The following is a 19,035-nucleotide window of genomic DNA, read 5'->3' as shown; positions in this document are numbered from 1 at the left end:
GTTTATCAACAGAATCCGCCTTCCCCGCCGACTAGGCTTCCGGTTTCTTCAGCTCAAGTCGCAGACTGTCTATTTTGGCGTTCAAGTCCGCCATACGCTTGTGGGTCTCCAAGTCCAACTGCAGCTTACCGTCCATAGTTTTTACCAGGGGATAAATACTGTTTTGAATGGTGTCGGCCAGGGTCGCGAGTATTTTATCCAGCCCAGGCATAGGCTGGTTAACGACTTCCACTTTGGGCGCTACATCCACTTTCGGCGCAGCGTCTTTCAACTCGCTCATGGCCTTGACCATTCTGGCCAGTTGCTTGACCACATCAGCGGAGTGATCCTTGGGCGTTTCCACCGGCATAGCAGGCTTATTCCCCTGTCCGACAACCTCAGTAAGACGACTCAATCCATCCGTCATTTCCCGCAGTTGGCGCACTGCCTGTTGTGACGCATCCATGTCCTTCAGACCCCGGTTTTTAGCGAACTCTTCTTTGATCGCAGACCAACGGATTTGCTGCTCAGCCGTCAGCGTCCCACGCAATTCCGCCAGTTTCAGCAGGTTCTCTTCCGCCCCCTGGGTTAACAACTGCGACTCGCCCTGATAGTGGTCTTCCAGCAGTTGCTGGAGTTCATCCCCAGTCATCACCGAGGTGATTTTTTCCGCCAGCTTATTCATGTTGCGATAACTGCCCTGCAACTTAAATGTTGGCTCGGAGCGATAGGCGTCAGCCTGGGCGCTGCTGCGAATATATTCCTGATTGACCCGCAACACGACTTTTTGCACATCCATCAGCTTACCTAATACATCGACCACTTCTTTGAACTCGGCGCCGCTGTAGGTGTGCTTCATATCTGTTGCGGCGACTTCACGCCCCTTCGCGGCATCAATGAACTTGTAGAAATCCTCCATATCCCTGGTCGCCAGCGGCGCCAAGACTGGGTTGGATGTCATCGCGTTCTCGATATAGCTCATCGCAAAGGCGTCTTCCATGCCGCCAAGAACATCGCCAAGGTTATAGATGTCAGCCCGGTTGGCGAGCATATCCGGCACTTTGAACGTTTCACCGCTCTCGGTGTAGGGGTTACCCGCCATGACGATGCAGAACTTCTTGCCGCGCAGGTCGTAAGTCCGGGTTTCTCCGTTCCAGACCCCCTCCACTCTTCGCGTGCCGTCGCAGAGGGAGATAAATTTCTGCAGAAACTCTGGATGCGTATGCTGGATATCGTCCAGATACAGCATGACGTTGTTGGCCAGTTCAAAGCCAAAGTTCAGCTTGATCAACTCCTGTCTGGCCGTCGAGTGCGGCGCCTTTTCAGGGTCCAGCGAGACCACGTCATGGCCCAGAGAAGGACAGTTCACTTTGACGAAAGTCAGCCCCAAACGGCTGGCGGTGTACTCCATTAACGTGGTCTTACCGTATCCCGGTGGGGATATCATCATCAGCAAGCCCATATTATCCGTACGCTTGCTTTCGCCAACGGTTCCCATCTGCTTGGCGAGGTTATCGCCAATGAACTTCAGGTAGTGGTCATTAATCAGCTTGTTGCGCACGAACGAAGTCAGCGGCCGAGGCTTGAGTTCACTCAGACGTAGCATTTTGCGAGCCTGATCCAGCTTTTGCTGACGCAGCTTGAGGAAACGCTCATAACCGACGATATCCTCTTCAACATGACGAGTCATACGCGCCATGAAGTCGTCTAACGCCAGTTGCAGCGCTTGCTCCTTGATCCGCGGATGCGAGCCCAGCAAACCGGATACGGTGAATCGTAAGTCGACCTCGCGCTTATCCCTGGGGATTTCCTGCTCCGCCGCCAGAATCGCCACCGCCTCGTAATGAAAATCCTCGAACGCCTGGCCCGTAGATTGTATGAACGCCTGCAGCCAGCTCTGCGCCAGGCGCCAGCGTGCGCCCAAATCGCCGTCCAGAGACTTCATGCTCTCCTGCAGCATATTCCAGGCATTGGAGGTCTGCAGATTGAGTTTCATGCGCTCATAGCAATCCAGGGCGTATTTGCCGGTTTCGAAAGCGAGAGCGTCTTTGCCCAACTCGGCGGCCAAATATGCCGCCGCCTGCGCGACATCCACCTCACTGAAATCCAGACGTTGCTCGGCCACAAACTGCGTCAGCTTATCCGCCAGCGCCCCCTGCAACTGCGACATCGCCCGAGGACTGTTCAACACATCCAGCATGATCTGCGCCGCACGCGCCTGCGCGCGACGGGCGGCGCTCTCTTCGCCTTGCTGCCAGACAGACCAGAACAAGCAGGCCAGCGCTCGAATGCGTCCAGTATATTTCAGCAGCTGCGCCTGATTGATGACTGGCAGAATCTTCGCCAGAATCAGCGCCGCGTCATGGTCATGAATGCCTTTTTCATACCCTTCTTTATAGCGGGGACCGGCGAATTCCGCGACAAACGGCTGTATTCCATCTCCGGCCGCCAACGCCTGCATGACCTTATCTTTGAAGGCGACCTCTTTAGGATCGCTGAGACGCTCCAGAAAACGATGCGCCAGAAACTCCGCGCGATATACATCCGGCGTTTCCGATATCAGCGTCATATCCCAATAACGACGGCAGGCATCCAGCTCCGCATCATCAATCGGCTGGTAGTAATCGCTACCAGTCACATGAATAAACAGCTTGCCGTCCCTGGGCAAAATCGACAGGTCCAGTTCCTGCGTATTGACGCTGAAGCGGTGACGCGGCCCTAGCTTGATGACCTTGCCGCCCTCTTCGAAAATGTCCGTTTTGTCCCGCAATCCTCTTACCGCTTGCTCCTTGGCGGACTTCAGGCGGCTTTCCAGATCGTCAGCGGCGATCTGATCACCCAGCTCACGCAACTGCTTCACTATTTGCCGGACTTTCTGCGCCAACGCGTCGGATGCGAAGAAGGTGTTCACCTCATCCATTTGCTGGAAGCGCTGACAGCGCTTGCCGATGCTTTCCAGTATGCGCCCGGCGGCGTCCGCCAGGGTATGCGTCTTGCGCTGACGCTCTTCGATCAGGCGCTGCTTATGCTTGTCGAACGCGTCATACACTTCATCGCGCTTGGCGAGGATGTCTCCCAGAAACTCATCAAACTCGCCAAATTGCCCTTCCAACTCCTGCAACTGGTTCAGCAGCCGTGACAGCAACTCGTCGCATTTATCCGGAGTATCCGCCAGACCAAGAGCATTGCTGAGGCTTTGCTCAAACAAGCGGAACTGCGCGGCGAATTGCGCAGTCGCCTCTTTTGAACCCAGCGACTTGGCCTTGTTCTGAACCTTCGCTTTTTGCTGGTTGATCTTGGCGTACAGCTCGGAAATACCGTCGATGATGTGCGTGCGCTGTACAGCGTCCTCCACCTCCAGTGTCGCCACCAGCTCAGACAGTAAATCCAGCCCGGCGCTGATTGCCCCAAACTCTTCCAGCAATGGCTTCAGCTCGGCGCGGGTTTCCAGTTTTTCCGCCTTCTCCGTTAGCTCATCCAGGCGCTCGTAATAGCCATCAAGCGCTTTGGGGGTCGCCAGGAACTTGACGGTTTCCTGCGCCAGCTCCTGCTCGGTCTCCACCAACTCAGCTTCCATTGCGTCGATCGCAGAGAGGTCGATATAACGGTAATCACGCAGCGTCATCAGCCTGCCGCGCAACTTGCGGGCCGCGTCCAGCGCATTGACGAAATCGCCAGGCTGGCTCCAGGATTCCGGCGACAAACTTTGAATCAGTTTTTTCTTATCCGCCGCCGCCTGTTCCAGCGCGGTGCGCGAACTCTCCTGAATCGACGCGACCTTCTCATATTCGTCCAGCACCAGCTCACCGCTGGCGACCAGCTCTTTCAATAGCCCGTGCACCTCCGCCAATTCTTTGGAGTCCAACCAGTAATACTGATCGAACAAGCGCATGGCGGATTTGATCAACGAGTTGTAGTGCTCGAAAGAGGCGAAATTCTGCTCCACCAGACGACAAATACTGAGCAGGTCAGATATCCCGCGCACCAACTCCTTGTTGCCGATACGTCCCAGAAATGTCTGACTCGCGCTATCCTGGGCGGCGAAAGTTTCGCTGAAATAAGGAGTCTTCCATACCTGCATAGGATGAATACGCGTCGGCTCATCATCCGCCGTGAACACCACCATCCGACCGTCGTTAAGCAACGCGTAGCCATGGCCGACGATAGGGTTCTGCAGGGATTTGGTGATCAGGTTATAGCTGTATAAGCCACTGATGCCTTGGGGAATTTCATAAAAGACAAACAACACGTCCTCACCGTTGGGCGAGCGAATCGCGCGTTTGAAGCGAAAGCCGTCGATCTCTTCGTCAAAATGCTTAAGTTCGCCGGTTTCCAGATAATAGCCACCAGGGAACATGAGGCCATGATCTTCCGGCAATTGAACGCAGGACTGACCTATGGCGTCAATGCGCGTCACTTTACTGAGACGCTTGTTGAAAACGTAGTAGCGCCAGCTCTCTTCCCGATACGGCAGGACCTTTATCAGGATCAGCTCGCCCACTTCCGCATAAAAAAACTGGCCGTCATCCAGGGACTGATTTTCATCCTCAACCGGGTCGGAAAAGATCCCTTCACCGGTGCGGGTGTTATTTTCGACCTTAAACGTCAGGTCGCCGCGAATGTTATCGACGAACAAAGTGTCGAGGATATTGATGTGCGGATGCAGCCCCTCGACCACTTGCTCCCGCTTGATCTCAATCCATTCAAAGTCATGGCGGGGAGGCAGTTGGATATAGCGTTCACCGCGATTGTCGATGTAACTGTCCACCTCGCCAGCGGCGTTAACCGCCCACTGGAAAACACGCAGATCTTCTAACCGCTCGCCAATTTGAAACGCCGCCAGCAGACGCCCCTGGCGCACCACCAGCTGCAGCAACTTGGCGTTTTTATAGTATGTGTATAGTTCATTAAAATCAGAGAGGAACTTGGCGTCCGCCAGGAAGGTTCCGTCTGAAGAATGCTCGCTGAGCTCCAGTCCCTGCTCAGTTTCGGTCAGCTGATACAACGCGAAAACATCGGAGACTTTGGTTTCTTTCTTCAGGCCGATAAAAACGTTGTATCCGAATAGCAGAAAGTCCCCGACCCGTACGATGTCTCGGGCGACGCAATTATTCTCGGTGCGCACCCGGATGCGACTGAGGATATCCATATCGGAGCTGCCGAACTCTTGCAGACGCTCCTTGTTAAGCGCCTCCACCAGTTCACGCAGGCGAAGCCCCTGTTCCTGAAGGCGTTTGCGCAATACTTCATAAGCGCCTCCTTCAGCAATGGCGTTTTCAACCAGATCATTGGTTTGCGATGTCATAAAGACTCCATCCAAACTGCGGTTCTATCAGATCAGGCCGACGGGCGACCAAAGCCGCCCGTCTGACTGCAAAGAAAGGGTCGAAGGGTTAGTGGGACTTCTCGCCGGACGGTTTGCCGGTGATGGACAACAGCTTGTCCAGCGCCGCTTGCACCGCCTGACTCTTGCCAGCCACGCCATCGATGGCTTTGCCGACAGCCAGAGCTTTGGAGAAGCTCTCGAAGTACTCTCCGCCGCCTCCGACGATCTCGATATTGGACTTCTGCAGCGCTTGCGCCAGCACTTGCGCCTGGTCGGTCGCAATAGACTTGTTGGCTTCGATGCTCGCCATGACTTCCTTGATCGCAGCGTCCATTCGCATACGGAACTCTTCGAACTCACGGGCTTCCGGAGACATGTTGCCCATCGCGTTGAATTTCTCCACCAGGCCGTCCGCTTCCGCTTTGGCTTTCTGACGAATAATTTCCGCTTCGGTCGCGCCCAGCTCTCTTTCCGCCCGCGCTTTCGCCATACCAATGCTCTCGTCTCCACGCGCCTTGGCGGTGAGTTTCTCTTCCAGCACCTTGGCGTCCGCCAGACCACTCTTCTCGTTGGCCGCCGCCTGGGCCTCGACGACTTCCGCCTTCGCCAGGCCTTCCGCTTTCTGAGCATTCGCCTTCGCCTGACCTTCGCGCTCGTAGGCGGCCGCCTTGGCTTCCGCTACACGGGCTTGCGCCAGTCCGGACGCGGCTTCCATCGCCTGGATGCCCTCGGCTTCCTTCTTGTTGGCTTCCGCTTTCTTGGAAGAAGCTTCCAGCTCCGCCTGCGCAATGGTGTTGATCTCCTGGGCGCGGAACAGGGCTTTCTCTTTCTCCGCTTCCGCCGCTTTCACCTGCTTGACCAGTTGCTCATCCGCTTCCGCCTGGGCCGCCAGAATGCGCACTTGCTTCTCGCGTTCCGCCATAGACACTTCACGAACTTCTTTGATGCGCTCTTCTTCTTCCGCCACTTTCTTCTCGACGGAGATACGCTCGCTGATCGTCAGCGTGATCACTTTGCGCTGCTCTTCCAGCTCCTTCTCTTTGGCGATGCGCTGCAGTTCTACTTCACGCTCGCGGTTAACCATTTCCAGCTGACGGGCTTTCTCGACTTTCTCATGTTCGATCGCTACTGCGCGCTCACGGTTCTTAACCGCGATTTCAACCTGACGCTGCTTATTCTCTTCCGCAATCGACAGCTGCTCTTCCGTCAGAATGCGCGCTTCCTCTGCTTTCTTGCGCTCTTCCTCGCGAACTTTCTGGGTTTCGGCGGTTTCACGAGCCTGGATGGACTCCACCTCGCGCTTCTGCTTCGCTTCAGCGTCAGCCTGCTGCCGCTCCAGCTCCAGCATGGCCTCCCGCGTGGCGACGTTCTTACGCTTGATCTCCAGCTCTTCGTCACGCTCCAGACGGTTGGTATGGATATTGTGCTGAGCCGTGATTTCGGTAATCTTCTTGATGCCCTCGGAATCCAGAATGTTGCTGGAATCCAGACTGGATTTAGGCGTTTGCTCCAGATAGTCGATGGCGACGTCTTCGAGCACATAACCGTTCAGGTCGTTACCGATGGTCTGAACAATGCGGTCACGGAAGCCGATACGGTCTTCAAACAGCCCCAGAAACTCCATTTGCTTACCGACCGTCTTCAGCGCTTCGGAGAACTTGGCGTTAAACAGCTCATTGACGGCAACGCGGTCCGACGCGCGGGACACGCCCACCGCTTTCGCCACTTTCAACACATCTTCCGCGGTCTCATTCACCCGCAAATAGAACGCGACGGTAATGTCAGCACGCAGGTTATCCCGACAGATCAGGCCGTCTTTACCGCGGCGATCAATCTCCAGCGTGATAACCGAAATCTTCATGGTTTCGGCTTTGTGAACAACCGGCAGCACCATGGCGCCGGTAAAGTACACTTTCGGCTGAGTTGTCGTATCGTTAACAATCAGCGCTTGTCCTTGTTCTACTTTCTTGTAGAAGGCTTTAAACAGGCCGATGACTCCCAGCAGTATTAGGAAACCACCTCCGATAAAAACAGAAACACCAATAAAAGCTCCCGCTTCCACTTCCATAAGCCACTTTCTCCTAGCTCTATGCCTAGTTGATTTATGAATTTAATTAGTTCGAAATATTGCAACGGCGGCTATCAAGAGTCCGCCAAAAAGTCTTCTTCGGGCATCACCTGATAGGCGTTTTCCGCTTCCAGGTATTTAATGAATATGACTTTATCTCCACGCTTCAGATTCAAGCCCGCTTCACCTCTGGCCTTCAGAATGAGATGCGCGCCATCGACGGTTATTTCCGCTTCCCCAAACGTTTCACTGACGCTCCCTGACCGCACAGTCCCGGTTCTTCCGATGACGATGACTTTAGCGCTCGCCGTACCATAAGCTTTGCGAAACAAAGGACGCAAAGGACGTATGGTCTTGGCCGTCAACAGGATCGAAATACCAAAGGCGATAGCAATAACGCCTGCGCCGGCAATGTAGAGGATAACGCCCCCAAACATGGGAATCAGGATATACAGTGAAACGAGATAGGTGAGCAACCAGCCGTACATGGCCAGGAAACTCAACACCAGGGGTAATGGAACGCCGGTTAAGCCCAGGGTAACCATTAGTCCCGCCAGCCCCTGTGCGTCGGCCACATCCAGATCAAGATCCAAATCGAAAGGATCCAGGTCAAGCAAGCCGATAATGGCGAGAATCCAATAGCAAACGACAATCCCTAAAAGGACTGTGAAAACCACAGTCGGAAACGAAAAAATTGTTGCCAAGTATGCTTCCATATCTCACCTCTTACGACATACTATGTCATTAATACTCAGGACGGCCATATTATGTCAACAGAAAATTTCGTCCTTCAAACAAATCGTTTAGCGATTAAGCTTAGCTGTAAATCCGACGCTTTTTTTAGATTGACATGATATGGCGCGCGCATTAGGATCGACGCGGGACATATTATGTCGCGAGGAGACAACGGTGAGTTTAATTAACGATTTAGCCCTCAAGTTATCCGACGCCGCCTACGAAGGCCACACGTTCGACTGCCTCCCAATCAGGGGAGAAGTGGAAGTGCTGCAGGTGCAAGTGTCGGAACTGGATGCATTACCGATATACGTGACCGCTACAGAGACCCAAATCCTATGCATCAGCTATTTGTTTCGCAAGGGGGAACTGCTGGAATCCCGTCTCGCAGAACTAAATGAATCGCTACTGGAAATGAGCCTGCCGATGCCCCTTAGCGCTTTCGCCATTGTCGACGACTTCTACGTCATTTACGGCGCCTTGTCGCCTCTGTCCATTCTCGAAAACGTCCTGAAAGAGCTGGTAACGCTGGCCCGCAACGCCAACGACTGTTTCCAGGCCTTTGAAGAGTATTTGAAATAGATCACCGGAGGTGTTCCATGAGCAGCATCATCGAAAAGCTACTGACCGCATTACGCGGGGGCGTGAGGGAAATGGGAGAAGCCGTGATGGATGCGGACGGCGTACGCGCCATAGAAAGAGAGATTGATACCGCCAAGGGCCATATTGAGGATGCAAAACGCAGTCTGACGGATGTCATAGCCCATAAACTGGAGGCGGACGCTACAACAAAGTCTTTACGCCTGGATATCGCCAAGCGTGAAGCCGAAGCCCTGGCGGCGCTCAAGCAGAATGACGAAGCGCTCGCCCTGCAAGCCGCGGAGCACATCGCCAGGCTGGAGACTGGCGTGAATGAACAGCTGGCGATCAGCCAGCGCTACAACGAGCAAATCCAACGTCTCAAGAGCAATATCCAAAAAGCCGAGAAGTTAATCGCCGATAACGAACGCGATCTCGCTGTCGTGCAAACAACGGATAAAGTGCAAAAGGCCACCTTGCAGATTGCGGACAACGCCGCCGCCCACAACGCTAATCTGGGATCGGCGCGGGAAACCCTGGAGCGCATCAAACGCAGTCAGCAGATGACGGATTACCAGATTGAAGCCGGCGAAGAGCTGCAGGCGGAGCGCAATGAAGATCCATTAGCCAAGCGTCTTGAAGCCGCCGGCCTGACGGGGGATTCACGCAGCGCCCGCGATATTCTTGAACGCCTGAAAGCGCAAAAGCCCTGAATTGAATTACGACGGAAATTGCTGATGACATTTACGCAGCCTCCACGGGCTGCTTTTACTATCGATGAGAAACCATATGAAAGGCGACCAGACGGCCGAAGCGGCGCCGGGAGATAACGTTGAACAAAGGTAAAGATCGTTGGCTTGAAGAACAAAAAGCAGTAAGAGCCACCCAACTTGCTTTTGACGTATCCAAAGAGGTGCAGCAAGTGTTGAAGCGAGCGGCGCTGGACCAGGACCTGAATCCGCCGGACATGATCCGCAAAATACTGGGGCTCTCCTACAACAAAACGCCGATTCGCCCGCGTCTGACCGTTTCCCTGCGCTCGGAAGATTTCACTCTGCTGGCGCAGAAGTATGGCATTGACCCGGAGGACACGCTGGCCATCCGGGAAAAAGCAGCGGAAGAATTAATCGCCTTCGCGCAATCGCTTTTAGATTAATCCTGCACGGGACGCAGCACTCAGGCTGCGTCCTGACTTTGCGACTGGGCGCTGACCTGCCCGCCGAAATAGGCGACGCTCAACTCCTCATGCGTCTGCGCAAACCCTACCTGCAATTGATCCATAAAATTCTGCAGTTCCGTCTGCTTCAGTTTGGCGATCTCCACATTGTCGATCTGCCGATTGATGCGATGAATCACCAATTGCGCCTTTTCGTGGTTAGGCAGCGACTCCAACGATTTCTCAACTTCCGACATGGCATGGGCGATCGCCCTCGGAAACACCTTTGATTGAATCAGGAACTTCAGCACTTCCTGACGCTGGATGCGCACCTGCATTTCGCGTCGATACATCTGATAGCCAGTCAGCGATTTAAGTACGCTCATCCATTGCAGGTTATCGTTGGTGGCTTTAGTGACGACTGCGTCCGGCACCAGATTGGCGGAACGGGTATCGATAATGCGGCTGGTCATGTCCGCCCGCTCCAGGTTACGCCCCACTTTCAGGAAGGTATATCCCGCGTCGTGATTCATCGTGCCCGCCAGAATACCGGTTATATGCTGGCATTCACTGATAATTTCAAAAAGAAAGGGATAGCGACCGCGTTTGGTCAGCGCCTGCTGCGCATGATCTTTGGCGTAAAGGTAAACCCGGTTAATGGCTTCCCACACTTCCCGGGGAATGACATCGCGAATAGTACGGGCGTTTTCCCGCGCATAGGCCATACAGGACAAGATGGAGACCGGATTGTTATTTTCCGCAATCAAGAACTTCAGGACAGAGCGTTCATCAAACTCGCCTTGATAGAGTTCGCCGACGCCCGTGATAGCGATAAGCTGCCCCCAAATTGGCGACAATCCTTTCGGCAAATCCAGGGTCAGATTAGCGTTGACGTTGATCAGGCGCGCCATGTCCTCCGCACGCTCAAGATACCGGGCCATCCAGTATATGTTTCCGGCTACTCGTGAGAGCATTTCAGGCCTCCTCGTCTATGATCCAAGTATCTTTACTCCCCCCGCCTTGGGAGGAATTCACCACCAGCGACCCTTTTCTCAACGCCACCCGGGTCAGTCCGCCGGTGGTCACGTAAATCTGATCGCTGGAAAGAATGAAAGGACGCATGTCCAGATGTCGCGGCTCCACCTTACCGTCCACCAGCGTAGGCGCAGTGCTGAGATTCAGCGTCGGCTGCGCGATATAGTTACGCGGATCGGCTTCAATCAGCTCCGCGAACTTTTCCCGCTCTTTCTTGGTGGATTTGGGACCGACCAGCATGCCGTAGCCGCCAGATTCATTGGCGGGTTTCACCACCAGCTCCTCCAGATGCGACAACACGTATTTACGGTCTTCGTCCTTCATACATAAATACGTGGGCACATTGGGCAGGATCATTTCCTCACTCAGGTAGTACTTGATCATGTCCGGCACAAACGCATACACCACTTTGTCGTCCGCCACCCCCGCGCCCGGCGCGTTGGCCAGCGCCACATTGCCCTTCAGCCAGGCCCGCATCAGGCCGCGCACGCCCAGCACGGAGTCAGGATTGAAGGCTTCCGGGTCCAAAAACAGATCGTCCACGCGACGATAAATCACGTCGACCCGCTCCAGACCATATATGGTTTTCATATAAACGCAGTCGTCGTCGGTCACCACCAAATCCGTGCCTTCCACCAACTCGCACCCCATTTGCTGGGCGAGATAAGCGTGTTCAAAATAGGCGGAGTTATAGATGCCCGGCGTCAGCACCACGACCTGGGGATAATCCGCCGGACGCGGCGATAGCGCCGCCAGAGTATCGAACAGCTGCGAGGGATAGTCGTCCACCGGCAAGATGCTGAAGTCGCCGAACAGGTCTGCGAATACGCGTTTCATGACCTGCCGGTTTTCCAGTAGATAGGACACGCCGGAGGGCACCCGCAGGTTGTCCTCCAACACGTATATCTGTCCATCGGAGTGCCGCACCAGATCCGAACCGCAAATATGCGCCCACACGCCATGGGGCGGGCTCACGCCAATGCATTGCTTACGAAAGTTCTTGGATTTGCTGAGCAGCTCTTTGGGGAAGACTTTATCTTTAACGATCTTCTGGTCGTGATAGATGTCGTCGATAAACATATTGAGCGCTTTGACGCGCTGTTTGAGACCGGCGTCGACTACATCCCACTCTTTTTTGCTCATCACTCTGGGGATAATGTCGAAGGGCCACTGCCGGTCGATGGAGCCGCCTTCCTGATCATAGACGGTAAAGGTGATGCCCATTTCCTTGATCGCCAGCTCCGAGGTGCTTTTCAGCCGGTCCAGCTCCTCGTCCTCCATTTCCGCCATGTGACTGGCCAGTGTTTCCGCCACTTTCCTTGGCTTTCCTTTCCCGTCAATCAATTCGTCATAGAGTTCCGGGTATTTATAGTCTTTCCATTGAATGCCCATGGAAGAGATCCTCTCGTTTTATTATGTCTACGGTTACCGCAACTTCAGGCTGCTGCTGGCCCCCTCCGTAACAAACGCCCTTGAGCGGCGGTACGTCGGTGTAATTCCGCCCTATCGCCACGATGATATGCTCTTTCGCCACCCACATATTGTTGGTCGGGTCCACATGAATCCAACCATAGCCCGGCGCATGCACGGCGAACCAGGCATGAGAAGCATCCGCGCCCTGACGCTTTTTCTCTCCTTCCGGAGGATGCGTGAGCACATAGCCGCTGACGTAAGCGGCCGCCAGTCCGATGGCCCGCAATCCCAGTACCGCCAGATTGGCGAAGTCCTGGCAGACGCCTTTGCGCAACTCCCAGAATTCCGTGACGCTGGTGTCCACCTGCGTGGCGCCGGACGTATATTTGAAATCCCGATAGATGCGGGCGGCGAAGTCTTTCACTGCTTCGTTTAACGCACGCCCTTTTATAAAGCTCACCAACGTATAGTCGATCACTTCATCAATGACAGGGATCGATGCGTCCGGATACGCGAAAGAGCACAGCGCGGCGCGTTCCGCCGGGTCAGACGCCGCGGCGTAACGCGCACGCTCCCAAGGCGCCGCGCAGGCCTCGTTATGCGGTCTCGGGCGACGCTCCACAATCGCCTCACTCACCACTTTGAGCGCAGAGTGAGGCTTATGCACTTCAAAGTAGTGCATCTGATTGCCGAAGGCGTCAGTCCTCAGGTTCTGGAATTGCGGTTTGGGGTCCACCTTCAAGCGATGCTCAATGCGCATCTGACCGTCGCCGGACAACGGCTCCAGCCAGGCGGCGTTATAAGCGAGCGAGGCCGGTCCCGGATAGCGGTAAACCGTCTCGTGCTTCACCCTCAGCAATACGCCGTCAGCGCATGAATCGGGTGAGGGGTTGGGCGTGCTTGAAGTATTGGTGCTCAATATTCAGACCAAACTGATTTAGTTGTTGTGTCAGGTTTTGCAAAAAGGGAGCCAACTCTGTCTGAGTCAATTCGAGGTCGCGCCACTCCACCGCATCCGCCAGTCGCAGTGGCGTAAGAATCGCCAGAACGTTCTTCTCGAGCCCGATCAGTCCTTGTTGCGGCGTTGGGTTGAGATAGCTCAGCAAGGGCTCCAGCTCACTGACAGCATAGACCAACGAACGCGGGTTGGTAGGCTCCAGTAGTAAATGTTTCCATAACGTGTAAAAAGGCAACTCAGTGCCATAACGGCGACGATGGCTGCTCAGGCAATCATGGGCTTCGAGCAACATTTCCCGCAGCCCCGCCTCGTTGTCTTCGTTCAATTCCGCGCAGATTTTGTGGGTACTGGAAAGCGTGTTTTGCGCCCGCTCCAAACGGCGTCCCAGTTGCAGCCAAAGCCCTCCCTGGTTCAGCGCCAGACTCTCCTGACTCGCGCCTAAAAACGCCAACAGCGCGGTGAGAAAAGGCTGGATAAACTGGTCCAACGCCAGCACGCTGCGGTTCTTTTCGCTGTATTCCAGCAGTTCCTCAAGCTCTTCCACTGCACGCCAGCAGTCACCGGACCACAGGTCCCGCACGGTGTAAGCGGAGTTGATGGCGCCGCGCAGATTGAAAGCGACGCCTCCCACGCGGGAGGAGTCCAACACATACTGCTTCAAATCCTCAACTGTCGGCATGCCTTCGCGGCCCAGAGAACAAAACGCCTCCACGGCCGGCAACATGCCTCCCAACACGGCTTTATCCGTATCGAAACCATAGTCGATGTAATTTTCCAGGCGTCGTACATAAGCGCGAATATGGCGTAGCAGCGATTCCGTGCGCTCCAGATAGCGCGCCAGCCAGAACAGGCTTTCCGCCGCCCGGCTGGTAAGCACCGCCGAGGCGATGCGCCGTTGTTTGGTGGGACTCAACCGCAGCACATCGCGCATGGAGCCCGAGCTTTTCAGCAGCCATGTGTCCTTACTCCATCCGCCGGACTGCCCGGATACCAGGAAGGTGTGCGCATCCGGTGAGACCCGGGTTAACCCGCCCGGCATGACGTCGTACTGCTCCCCATCGCCGGCGGCGAAGCCACGCAGCACCAGATGTCGCGGCTGAATCTCGGAGCCGACCAATGTCGGCGTGGTGGAAAAGCTCAGCAGCTCCTGCCCAACATAGCGCCAGGGCTCCGCCTGAATGCGCCGTTTTAGTGCATCACGTTCGCGTGCGCTCATTTTGGGCCCGAAACACACCAACGCATGGCGATCTACCGTTTTGATCACCAAGTCATCCAGATTCTGCAGGACGTGTTTAAGTTCTTTCTCCTGCCCGCACCACCAAGTGGCCACGTTGGGCAGCTTAAGTTCTTCCGCCAGGAAATGCTTCGACAACGCAGGGAGAAACGGCAGCATCGCCGGCGACTCTAAAAAGCCGCCGCCTAATGGATTGGCCATTCCCACGCGTCCAAGGGCCTGCGCCTGCGCCAGTCCCGGCACGCCCAGCATGGAGTCGGCGCGAAAGTTCAGAGGGTCGCAGAAAGCATCGTCCACCCGGCGGATAATGACATCCACCTGCTGCAGGTCGTCCACCGTTTTGAGATAGACCTTACCCTGACGCACCGTCAGATCGTCGCCCTGGACTAAGGTGATGCCCAGTTGCGCCGCCAGATAGGCATGCTCGAAATACACTTCGTTGCCGATACCCGGCGACAGCAGCACGATTGTGGGCTCTTTTTGCTGGTCCGGCGCCAGCGCCGCCACATGGCGTTTGAAGTGATAGAAAAACTGCGCCAGTGGCGCGATGGCGTAATCCACGGCGTTTTGACTCAAAACGCGCTTGGTCACCATTCTCGCTTCCAGAACGTAGCCCGCGCCGGAAGGCCCCTGAGTACGATCCGCCAACACCCACCAGGAACCGTCAGGGCCTCTGGCCAGGTCCGCCGCGAACAGACTCAGCGGCAACGCCGCGGAGCCCATCATCGAACGCAAAAAACCCGGATGCTGCAACACCAGTTCCGGCGGCAACACCCCTTGTTTCAGGCAGGTTTGCGGTCCTAACAGATCCGCCAGCACCCGCGAATACAGATGCGCCCTCTGCTGTAGTCCCGCTTCGATCGGATTCCAGTCCGTCTCAGACATCACCATCGGCAGCGGGTCCAACTGCCAGGTTCGGCGCATGCCCTGCGGGTCATCGTAAACGTGGTAGTTGACGCCCTGCTCTTTCAGGCGACGCAGCGCATCACGACGTAATTGTCCCAGGTCTTCCCGGGACACCTGGGAAAAGTAGTCTGCAAAAGCGCGCCAATGAGGACGCACCTCGCCGCCGGAACCCAGCATTTCATCGAATGCGGTGGCGAGGGGGGAGTAAGGCAGCCCAGTCAGATCCAGACTGGGCTGCGAAGAAGGCGCTATGTTTTCTGACATAGCTTAATCGTAGCGTAAATCCAAGGTTAAGGGATAGCTGGCGTTGGGCTTGGGCCTTGGCGGCGCAGCGCCGACGCGGGGCTCGCGACGAGGATAAAAACGCCCGCCGCCATCGACGACTGGCGGCGCTATCAAAGGTCCATGGGTGTGTCCTATGTCCTCAAAGCGGCTGATGCGACGCGCTTCCGCTTCCAGCGCATTGACCGGGAAGTGTTCGTAACTGCGGCCCCCCGGATGCATGACATGGTAGGTGCACCCGCCCAGGCTGCGGCCATTCCAGGTATCGAAAATATCAAACACCAGGGGCGAGTGAACGCCAATGGTGGGATGCAACGCAGACCAGGGCTGCCAGGCTCGATAACGCACCCCCGCGACAAAGCAGCCTTCTTCGCCGCCAGGAGACATCGGGACGACGCGACCATTGCAGGTCAACACATGGCGCTCTGGCGTCGCCAGTCTGAGCTTGACCTGCAGTCGCTCCATGCTTGAGTCCACGTAACGCGCCGTTCCGCCCGCCGCCGCTTCTTCACCGAGCACAAACCAGGGCTCCAGCGCATGCCGCAGCTCCAGTTCAACGCCCTCAAGCTCCATGGTTCCGACACGTGGACAACGAAACTCCAGAAAAGACTCATACCATTGGGATTTAAAGGGATAGCCATTATCCGCCAGGAACTGCAGCACATCCGTCAGATCCCGCCACAGGAAGTGAGGCAACATAAAGCGGTCATGCAAGCTGTGCCCCCATTCAATCAACTTGTGCTTGTAGGGGCGTTCCCAGAACAAAGCCACACAGGCGCGCAGCAACAGCATTTGCGCCAGACTCATGCGCGCATGAGGCGGCATTTCAAAAGAGCGAAACTCAAGAATGCCCAGACGCCCCGTGCTGCTGTCCGGGGAATACAGTTTATCGATGCAGAATTCACTGCGATGGGTGTTGCCGGTCAGGTCGGTCAGTAGGTGGCGGAGCAGCCTGTCCACTAGCCAGGGTTGCGGCACGTCTCCCGCCGGCATATGGGAGAAAGCAATCTCCATCTCATATATCCGCTCTACCCGCCCCTCGTCCAGACGCGGAGCCTGACTAGTGGGGCCGATGAACATGCCGCTGAACAGGTATGACAGACTGGGATGATGCTGCCAGAACGTAATCAGGCTGCGCAGCAGGTCAGGACGCCGCAACAAAGGGCTGTCCGCCGCTGTGGGCCCACCCAGCGTCACATGGTTGCCGCCGCCAGTGCCGCTGTGCCGGCCATCCAACATGAACTTTTCCGTTCCCAGCCGGCTCAGGCGCGCTTCATGGTAAAGCGTTTCTGTAATCTGCTTGAGCTCATTCCAACTGGAGGCGGGTTGAATATTCACTTCAATCACCCCAGGGTCCGGCGCCACCACCATTTTCACCAGTCGGCTATCATGAGGCGGAGGATAGCCTTCGATACGCACCGGACGCTTGATTCGCGTCGCCGCCCGGGACAAGGCGTCCAGCAACGCGACATATTCCTCCAGCGTGCTGACTGGAGGCATAAAGGCATGCAGATAGCCGTCGCGAACTTCCGTGCACATCGCCGTATGAACCACCATTTCCGCCAAGGGGCGGCTCTCGGCTTTAGAAGAGGGTTTTAGCTCCTGCGGCAGCGGGGCGAACGGATCACGTTCATGCACTTCGTACTCATCGCTGAGTTCTTGGGATGACAGGCTCGCCAAGGGCAGCCTGAAACCAAGAGGAGAATTACCGGGGCTCAGATACAGCGCTCCCTGTAAAAAACGCCAGATACAGGTGCGCCAAACGCCTGTCACCTGATTAAGGCCGATTGGCAGGCAGTAGCCCACCGCCTGATTCAGCCCCCTTTGCATGACCTGCGCCAAAGTGCGGCGCGCCAGCTCCTCATGATCTCCGTGCGGCCCCTCTCCCGCCGGCAGTTGCGCATGACGCCACATATAGTAGAAAGGGTCTTCGTAACAAGGTTGCACCGCACTGTCGGACAGCCCCATTTCCTGGCAGAAAGCCGCCATGAGCGCACGCGCATCATCTGGCTTGGCGTCGTGGGTCAGCGCATCTTCCGGCCCCTGCCACAGGGGGGCGCCGTCTTTGCGCCAATACAAGGCGTACTGCCAGCGCGGCAGCGGCTCTCCGGGATACCATTTGCCCTGACCGTAATGCATAAAACCGTTTTCCGCATACTGCTTTTTAAGCCGCAGGGAGAGGTCAAAAGCCAGACGGCGCTTTTCCGGCCCATCTGCATCGGTGTTCCATTGCGCCGACTGCATATCGTCGACGGAAACAAATGTCGGCTCGCCGCCCATGGTCAGACGCACGTCATTGCGGGTCAGCGTCTCATCGATATGCTGCCCCAAGGCGTCAATATCTTCCCACTCGCACTCAGTAAAGGGTCGGGTAACGCGAGGATCTTCTTTTATGCGGGTCACTTGGTTGAAGAAGCTGAATTCGACTTCCGCCTCATCCACAGAGCCCAGGATAGGCGCCGCTTCTTCCGGATTGGGAGTGCAGGTAAGCGGAATATGCCCCTCCGCGGCGAACAAACCGGAGGTTGGGTCCAGTCCCAACCAGCCCGCGCCGGGAACAAATATTTCGCACCAGGCGTGCAAGTCGGTGAAGTCACTCTCCGGCCCGCTGGGACCGTCCAACGATTTCTGGTCTGGCGTCAATTGCACCAGATAGCCGGATACGAACCGCGCCGCCAGCCCCATTCGCCGCAACAACTGAATCATCAACCAGGCGGTGTCCCGGCAGGAGCCCCGCTCTATCTCCAGTGTCTGCTCCGGAGTTTGCACTCCCGGCTCCATACGAATGTTGTACTGAATGTCCTTACACAGCTTCTGGTTCACTTCGACCAGAAAGTCATTGATCGGCTTTTTCTTCCTGGGCATCGCCTTTAGATAAGTTTCAAAGCGAGGTCCCCACTCTTGCGTCACAAGAAACGGTCCCAGTTGGGCCTTCAGTTTATCTGGGTATTGGAAAGGATAATGTTCAGCGAAGCTTTCAACGAAGAAATCGAAAGGGTTATAAGCAGTCAAATCCGCCACCAGATCCACATCCACTTCCAGCTTGGACGTCTTCTCTGGAAACACTAGCCTCGCAACGTAGTTGGAGAAAGGGTCCTGCAGCCAGTTAATGAAGTGCGGTTTGGGATGAATGTTCAGACTGTAACTGATAATCGGCGTGCGGCAGTGCGGAGCGGGACGAAGTCGGACAGTGTGTGGAGACAGACTGACCAGTCGGTCATAGGTATATGTCGTTCGATGCCTGATCCCTACCAGAATACTCATAGCAACCCCCTTGCTTAGTCATCGTCAGTAAGCGCCTGCATTGTTATGACGCATCCCTGGCTGACTCTCGCTAACTCCTTTGTTCCGCCACAAGAACAGG

At 55.7% G+C, this 19,035-nt stretch carries 11 protein-coding genes; 3 read left to right on the top strand and 8 right to left on the bottom strand.

All coding sequences use genetic code 11. From position 1 onward, the window contains the following. Positions 1-31: 31 nt before the first annotated feature. The 3 genes from EUZ85_RS06665 to EUZ85_RS06655 form a co-directional block, all read right to left on the bottom strand. Complete coding sequence (locus tag EUZ85_RS06665; protein ID WP_127968562.1) at positions 32-5,284, bottom strand: DNA repair ATPase; 5,253 nt, start codon at positions 5,282-5,284, stop codon at positions 32-34. 88 nt (positions 5,285-5,372) lie between these two features. Further along, positions 5,373-7,373: a flotillin family protein gene (locus EUZ85_RS06660; protein ID WP_164887198.1), complete on the bottom strand. Its 2,001-nt coding sequence runs from the start codon at positions 7,371-7,373 to the stop codon at positions 5,373-5,375. Positions 7,374-7,447: 74 nt separating this feature from the next. Next, a complete protein-coding gene (locus tag EUZ85_RS06655; RefSeq protein WP_129498723.1) occupies positions 7,448-8,089 on the bottom strand; it encodes a hypothetical protein in 642 nt (213 codons plus the stop codon). A gap of 193 nt (positions 8,090-8,282) precedes the next feature. Between EUZ85_RS06655 and EUZ85_RS06650 the strand changes: the two genes are divergently transcribed. The 3 genes from EUZ85_RS06650 to EUZ85_RS06640 all read left to right on the top strand — a co-directional run bounded on the left by EUZ85_RS06650 (position 8,283) and on the right by EUZ85_RS06640 (position 9,843). After that, positions 8,283-8,690 carry a YjfI family protein gene (locus EUZ85_RS06650; RefSeq protein ID WP_127968560.1) on the top strand — a complete coding sequence of 136 codons (408 nt, stop codon included), beginning with the start codon at positions 8,283-8,285 and terminating at the stop codon, positions 8,688-8,690. 17 nt (positions 8,691-8,707) lie between these two features. Then, positions 8,708-9,400 carry a PspA/IM30 family protein gene (locus EUZ85_RS06645; RefSeq protein ID WP_127968559.1) on the top strand — a complete coding sequence of 231 codons (693 nt, stop codon included), beginning with the start codon at positions 8,708-8,710 and terminating at the stop codon, positions 9,398-9,400. Positions 9,401-9,519: 119 nt separating this feature from the next. Next, the gene (locus EUZ85_RS06640; RefSeq protein ID WP_127968558.1) at positions 9,520-9,843 is read left to right on the top strand and encodes a hypothetical protein; all 324 of its coding nucleotides are present in this window, start codon (positions 9,520-9,522) and stop codon (positions 9,841-9,843) included. A 20-nt stretch (positions 9,844-9,863) separates the two neighbouring features. Here EUZ85_RS06640 and EUZ85_RS06635 read toward each other — a convergent pair whose 3' ends face one another. From EUZ85_RS06635 to EUZ85_RS06615, 5 genes are read right to left on the bottom strand one after another with little or no spacing between them, the layout of a single operon-like run. Next, the gene (locus EUZ85_RS06635) at positions 9,864-10,817 is read right to left on the bottom strand and encodes an alpha-E domain-containing protein (RefSeq protein ID WP_127968557.1); all 954 of its coding nucleotides are present in this window, start codon (positions 10,815-10,817) and stop codon (positions 9,864-9,866) included. Position 10,818: 1 nt separating this feature from the next. Next, on the bottom strand, positions 10,819-12,270 hold the full coding sequence (locus EUZ85_RS06630; RefSeq protein ID WP_127968556.1) for a circularly permuted type 2 ATP-grasp protein: 1,452 nt from the start codon (positions 12,268-12,270) through the stop codon (positions 10,819-10,821). After that, positions 12,245-13,210 (bottom strand): transglutaminase family protein, encoded by a 966-nt coding sequence (locus EUZ85_RS06625; RefSeq protein WP_241566976.1) that lies wholly within the window; start codon positions 13,208-13,210, stop codon positions 12,245-12,247. Before EUZ85_RS06625 ends, EUZ85_RS06630 begins: the two co-directional genes overlap by 26 nt. Continuing rightward, positions 13,158-15,653 (bottom strand): circularly permuted type 2 ATP-grasp protein, encoded by a 2,496-nt coding sequence (locus EUZ85_RS06620; protein ID WP_127968555.1) that lies wholly within the window; start codon positions 15,651-15,653, stop codon positions 13,158-13,160. The genes EUZ85_RS06625 and EUZ85_RS06620 overlap by 53 nt, the downstream gene beginning before the upstream one ends. Positions 15,654-15,656: 3 nt before the next feature. Beyond that, a complete protein-coding gene (locus tag EUZ85_RS06615; protein WP_127968554.1) occupies positions 15,657-18,935 on the bottom strand; it encodes a DUF2126 domain-containing protein in 3,279 nt (1,092 codons plus the stop codon). Between the last annotated feature and the right edge of the window lie 100 nt (positions 18,936-19,035).

Origin of the sequence: Hahella sp. KA22, from assembly GCF_004135205.1 — a bacterium.
In the GTDB taxonomy this organism is placed as follows: Bacteria; Pseudomonadota; Gammaproteobacteria; order Pseudomonadales; family Oleiphilaceae; genus Hahella.
This window is presented reverse-complemented; position numbering and strand designations above follow the sequence as displayed.

What these genes read in the sequence shown, in the direction of transcription:
- EUZ85_RS06665 (WP_127968562.1), bottom strand. Translation starts at nt 5,284, where the DNA reads ATGACATCGCAAACCAATGATCTGGTTGAAAACGCCATTGCTGAAGGA.
- EUZ85_RS06660 (WP_164887198.1), bottom strand. Translation starts at nt 7,373, where the DNA reads ATGGAAGTGGAAGCGGGAGCTTTTATTGGTGTTTCTGTTTTTATCGGA.
- EUZ85_RS06655 (WP_129498723.1), bottom strand. Translation starts at nt 8,089, where the DNA reads ATGGAAGCATACTTGGCAACAATTTTTTCGTTTCCGACTGTGGTTTTC.
- EUZ85_RS06645 (WP_127968559.1), top strand. Translation starts at nt 8,708, where the DNA reads ATGAGCAGCATCATCGAAAAGCTACTGACCGCATTACGCGGGGGCGTG.
- EUZ85_RS06635 (WP_127968557.1), bottom strand. Translation starts at nt 10,817, where the DNA reads ATGCTCTCACGAGTAGCCGGAAACATATACTGGATGGCCCGGTATCTT.
- EUZ85_RS06630 (WP_127968556.1), bottom strand. Translation starts at nt 12,270, where the DNA reads ATGGGCATTCAATGGAAAGACTATAAATACCCGGAACTCTATGACGAA.
- EUZ85_RS06620 (WP_127968555.1), bottom strand. Translation starts at nt 15,653, where the DNA reads ATGTCAGAAAACATAGCGCCTTCTTCGCAGCCCAGTCTGGATCTGACT.
- EUZ85_RS06615 (WP_127968554.1), bottom strand. Translation starts at nt 18,935, where the DNA reads ATGAGTATTCTGGTAGGGATCAGGCATCGAACGACATATACCTATGAC.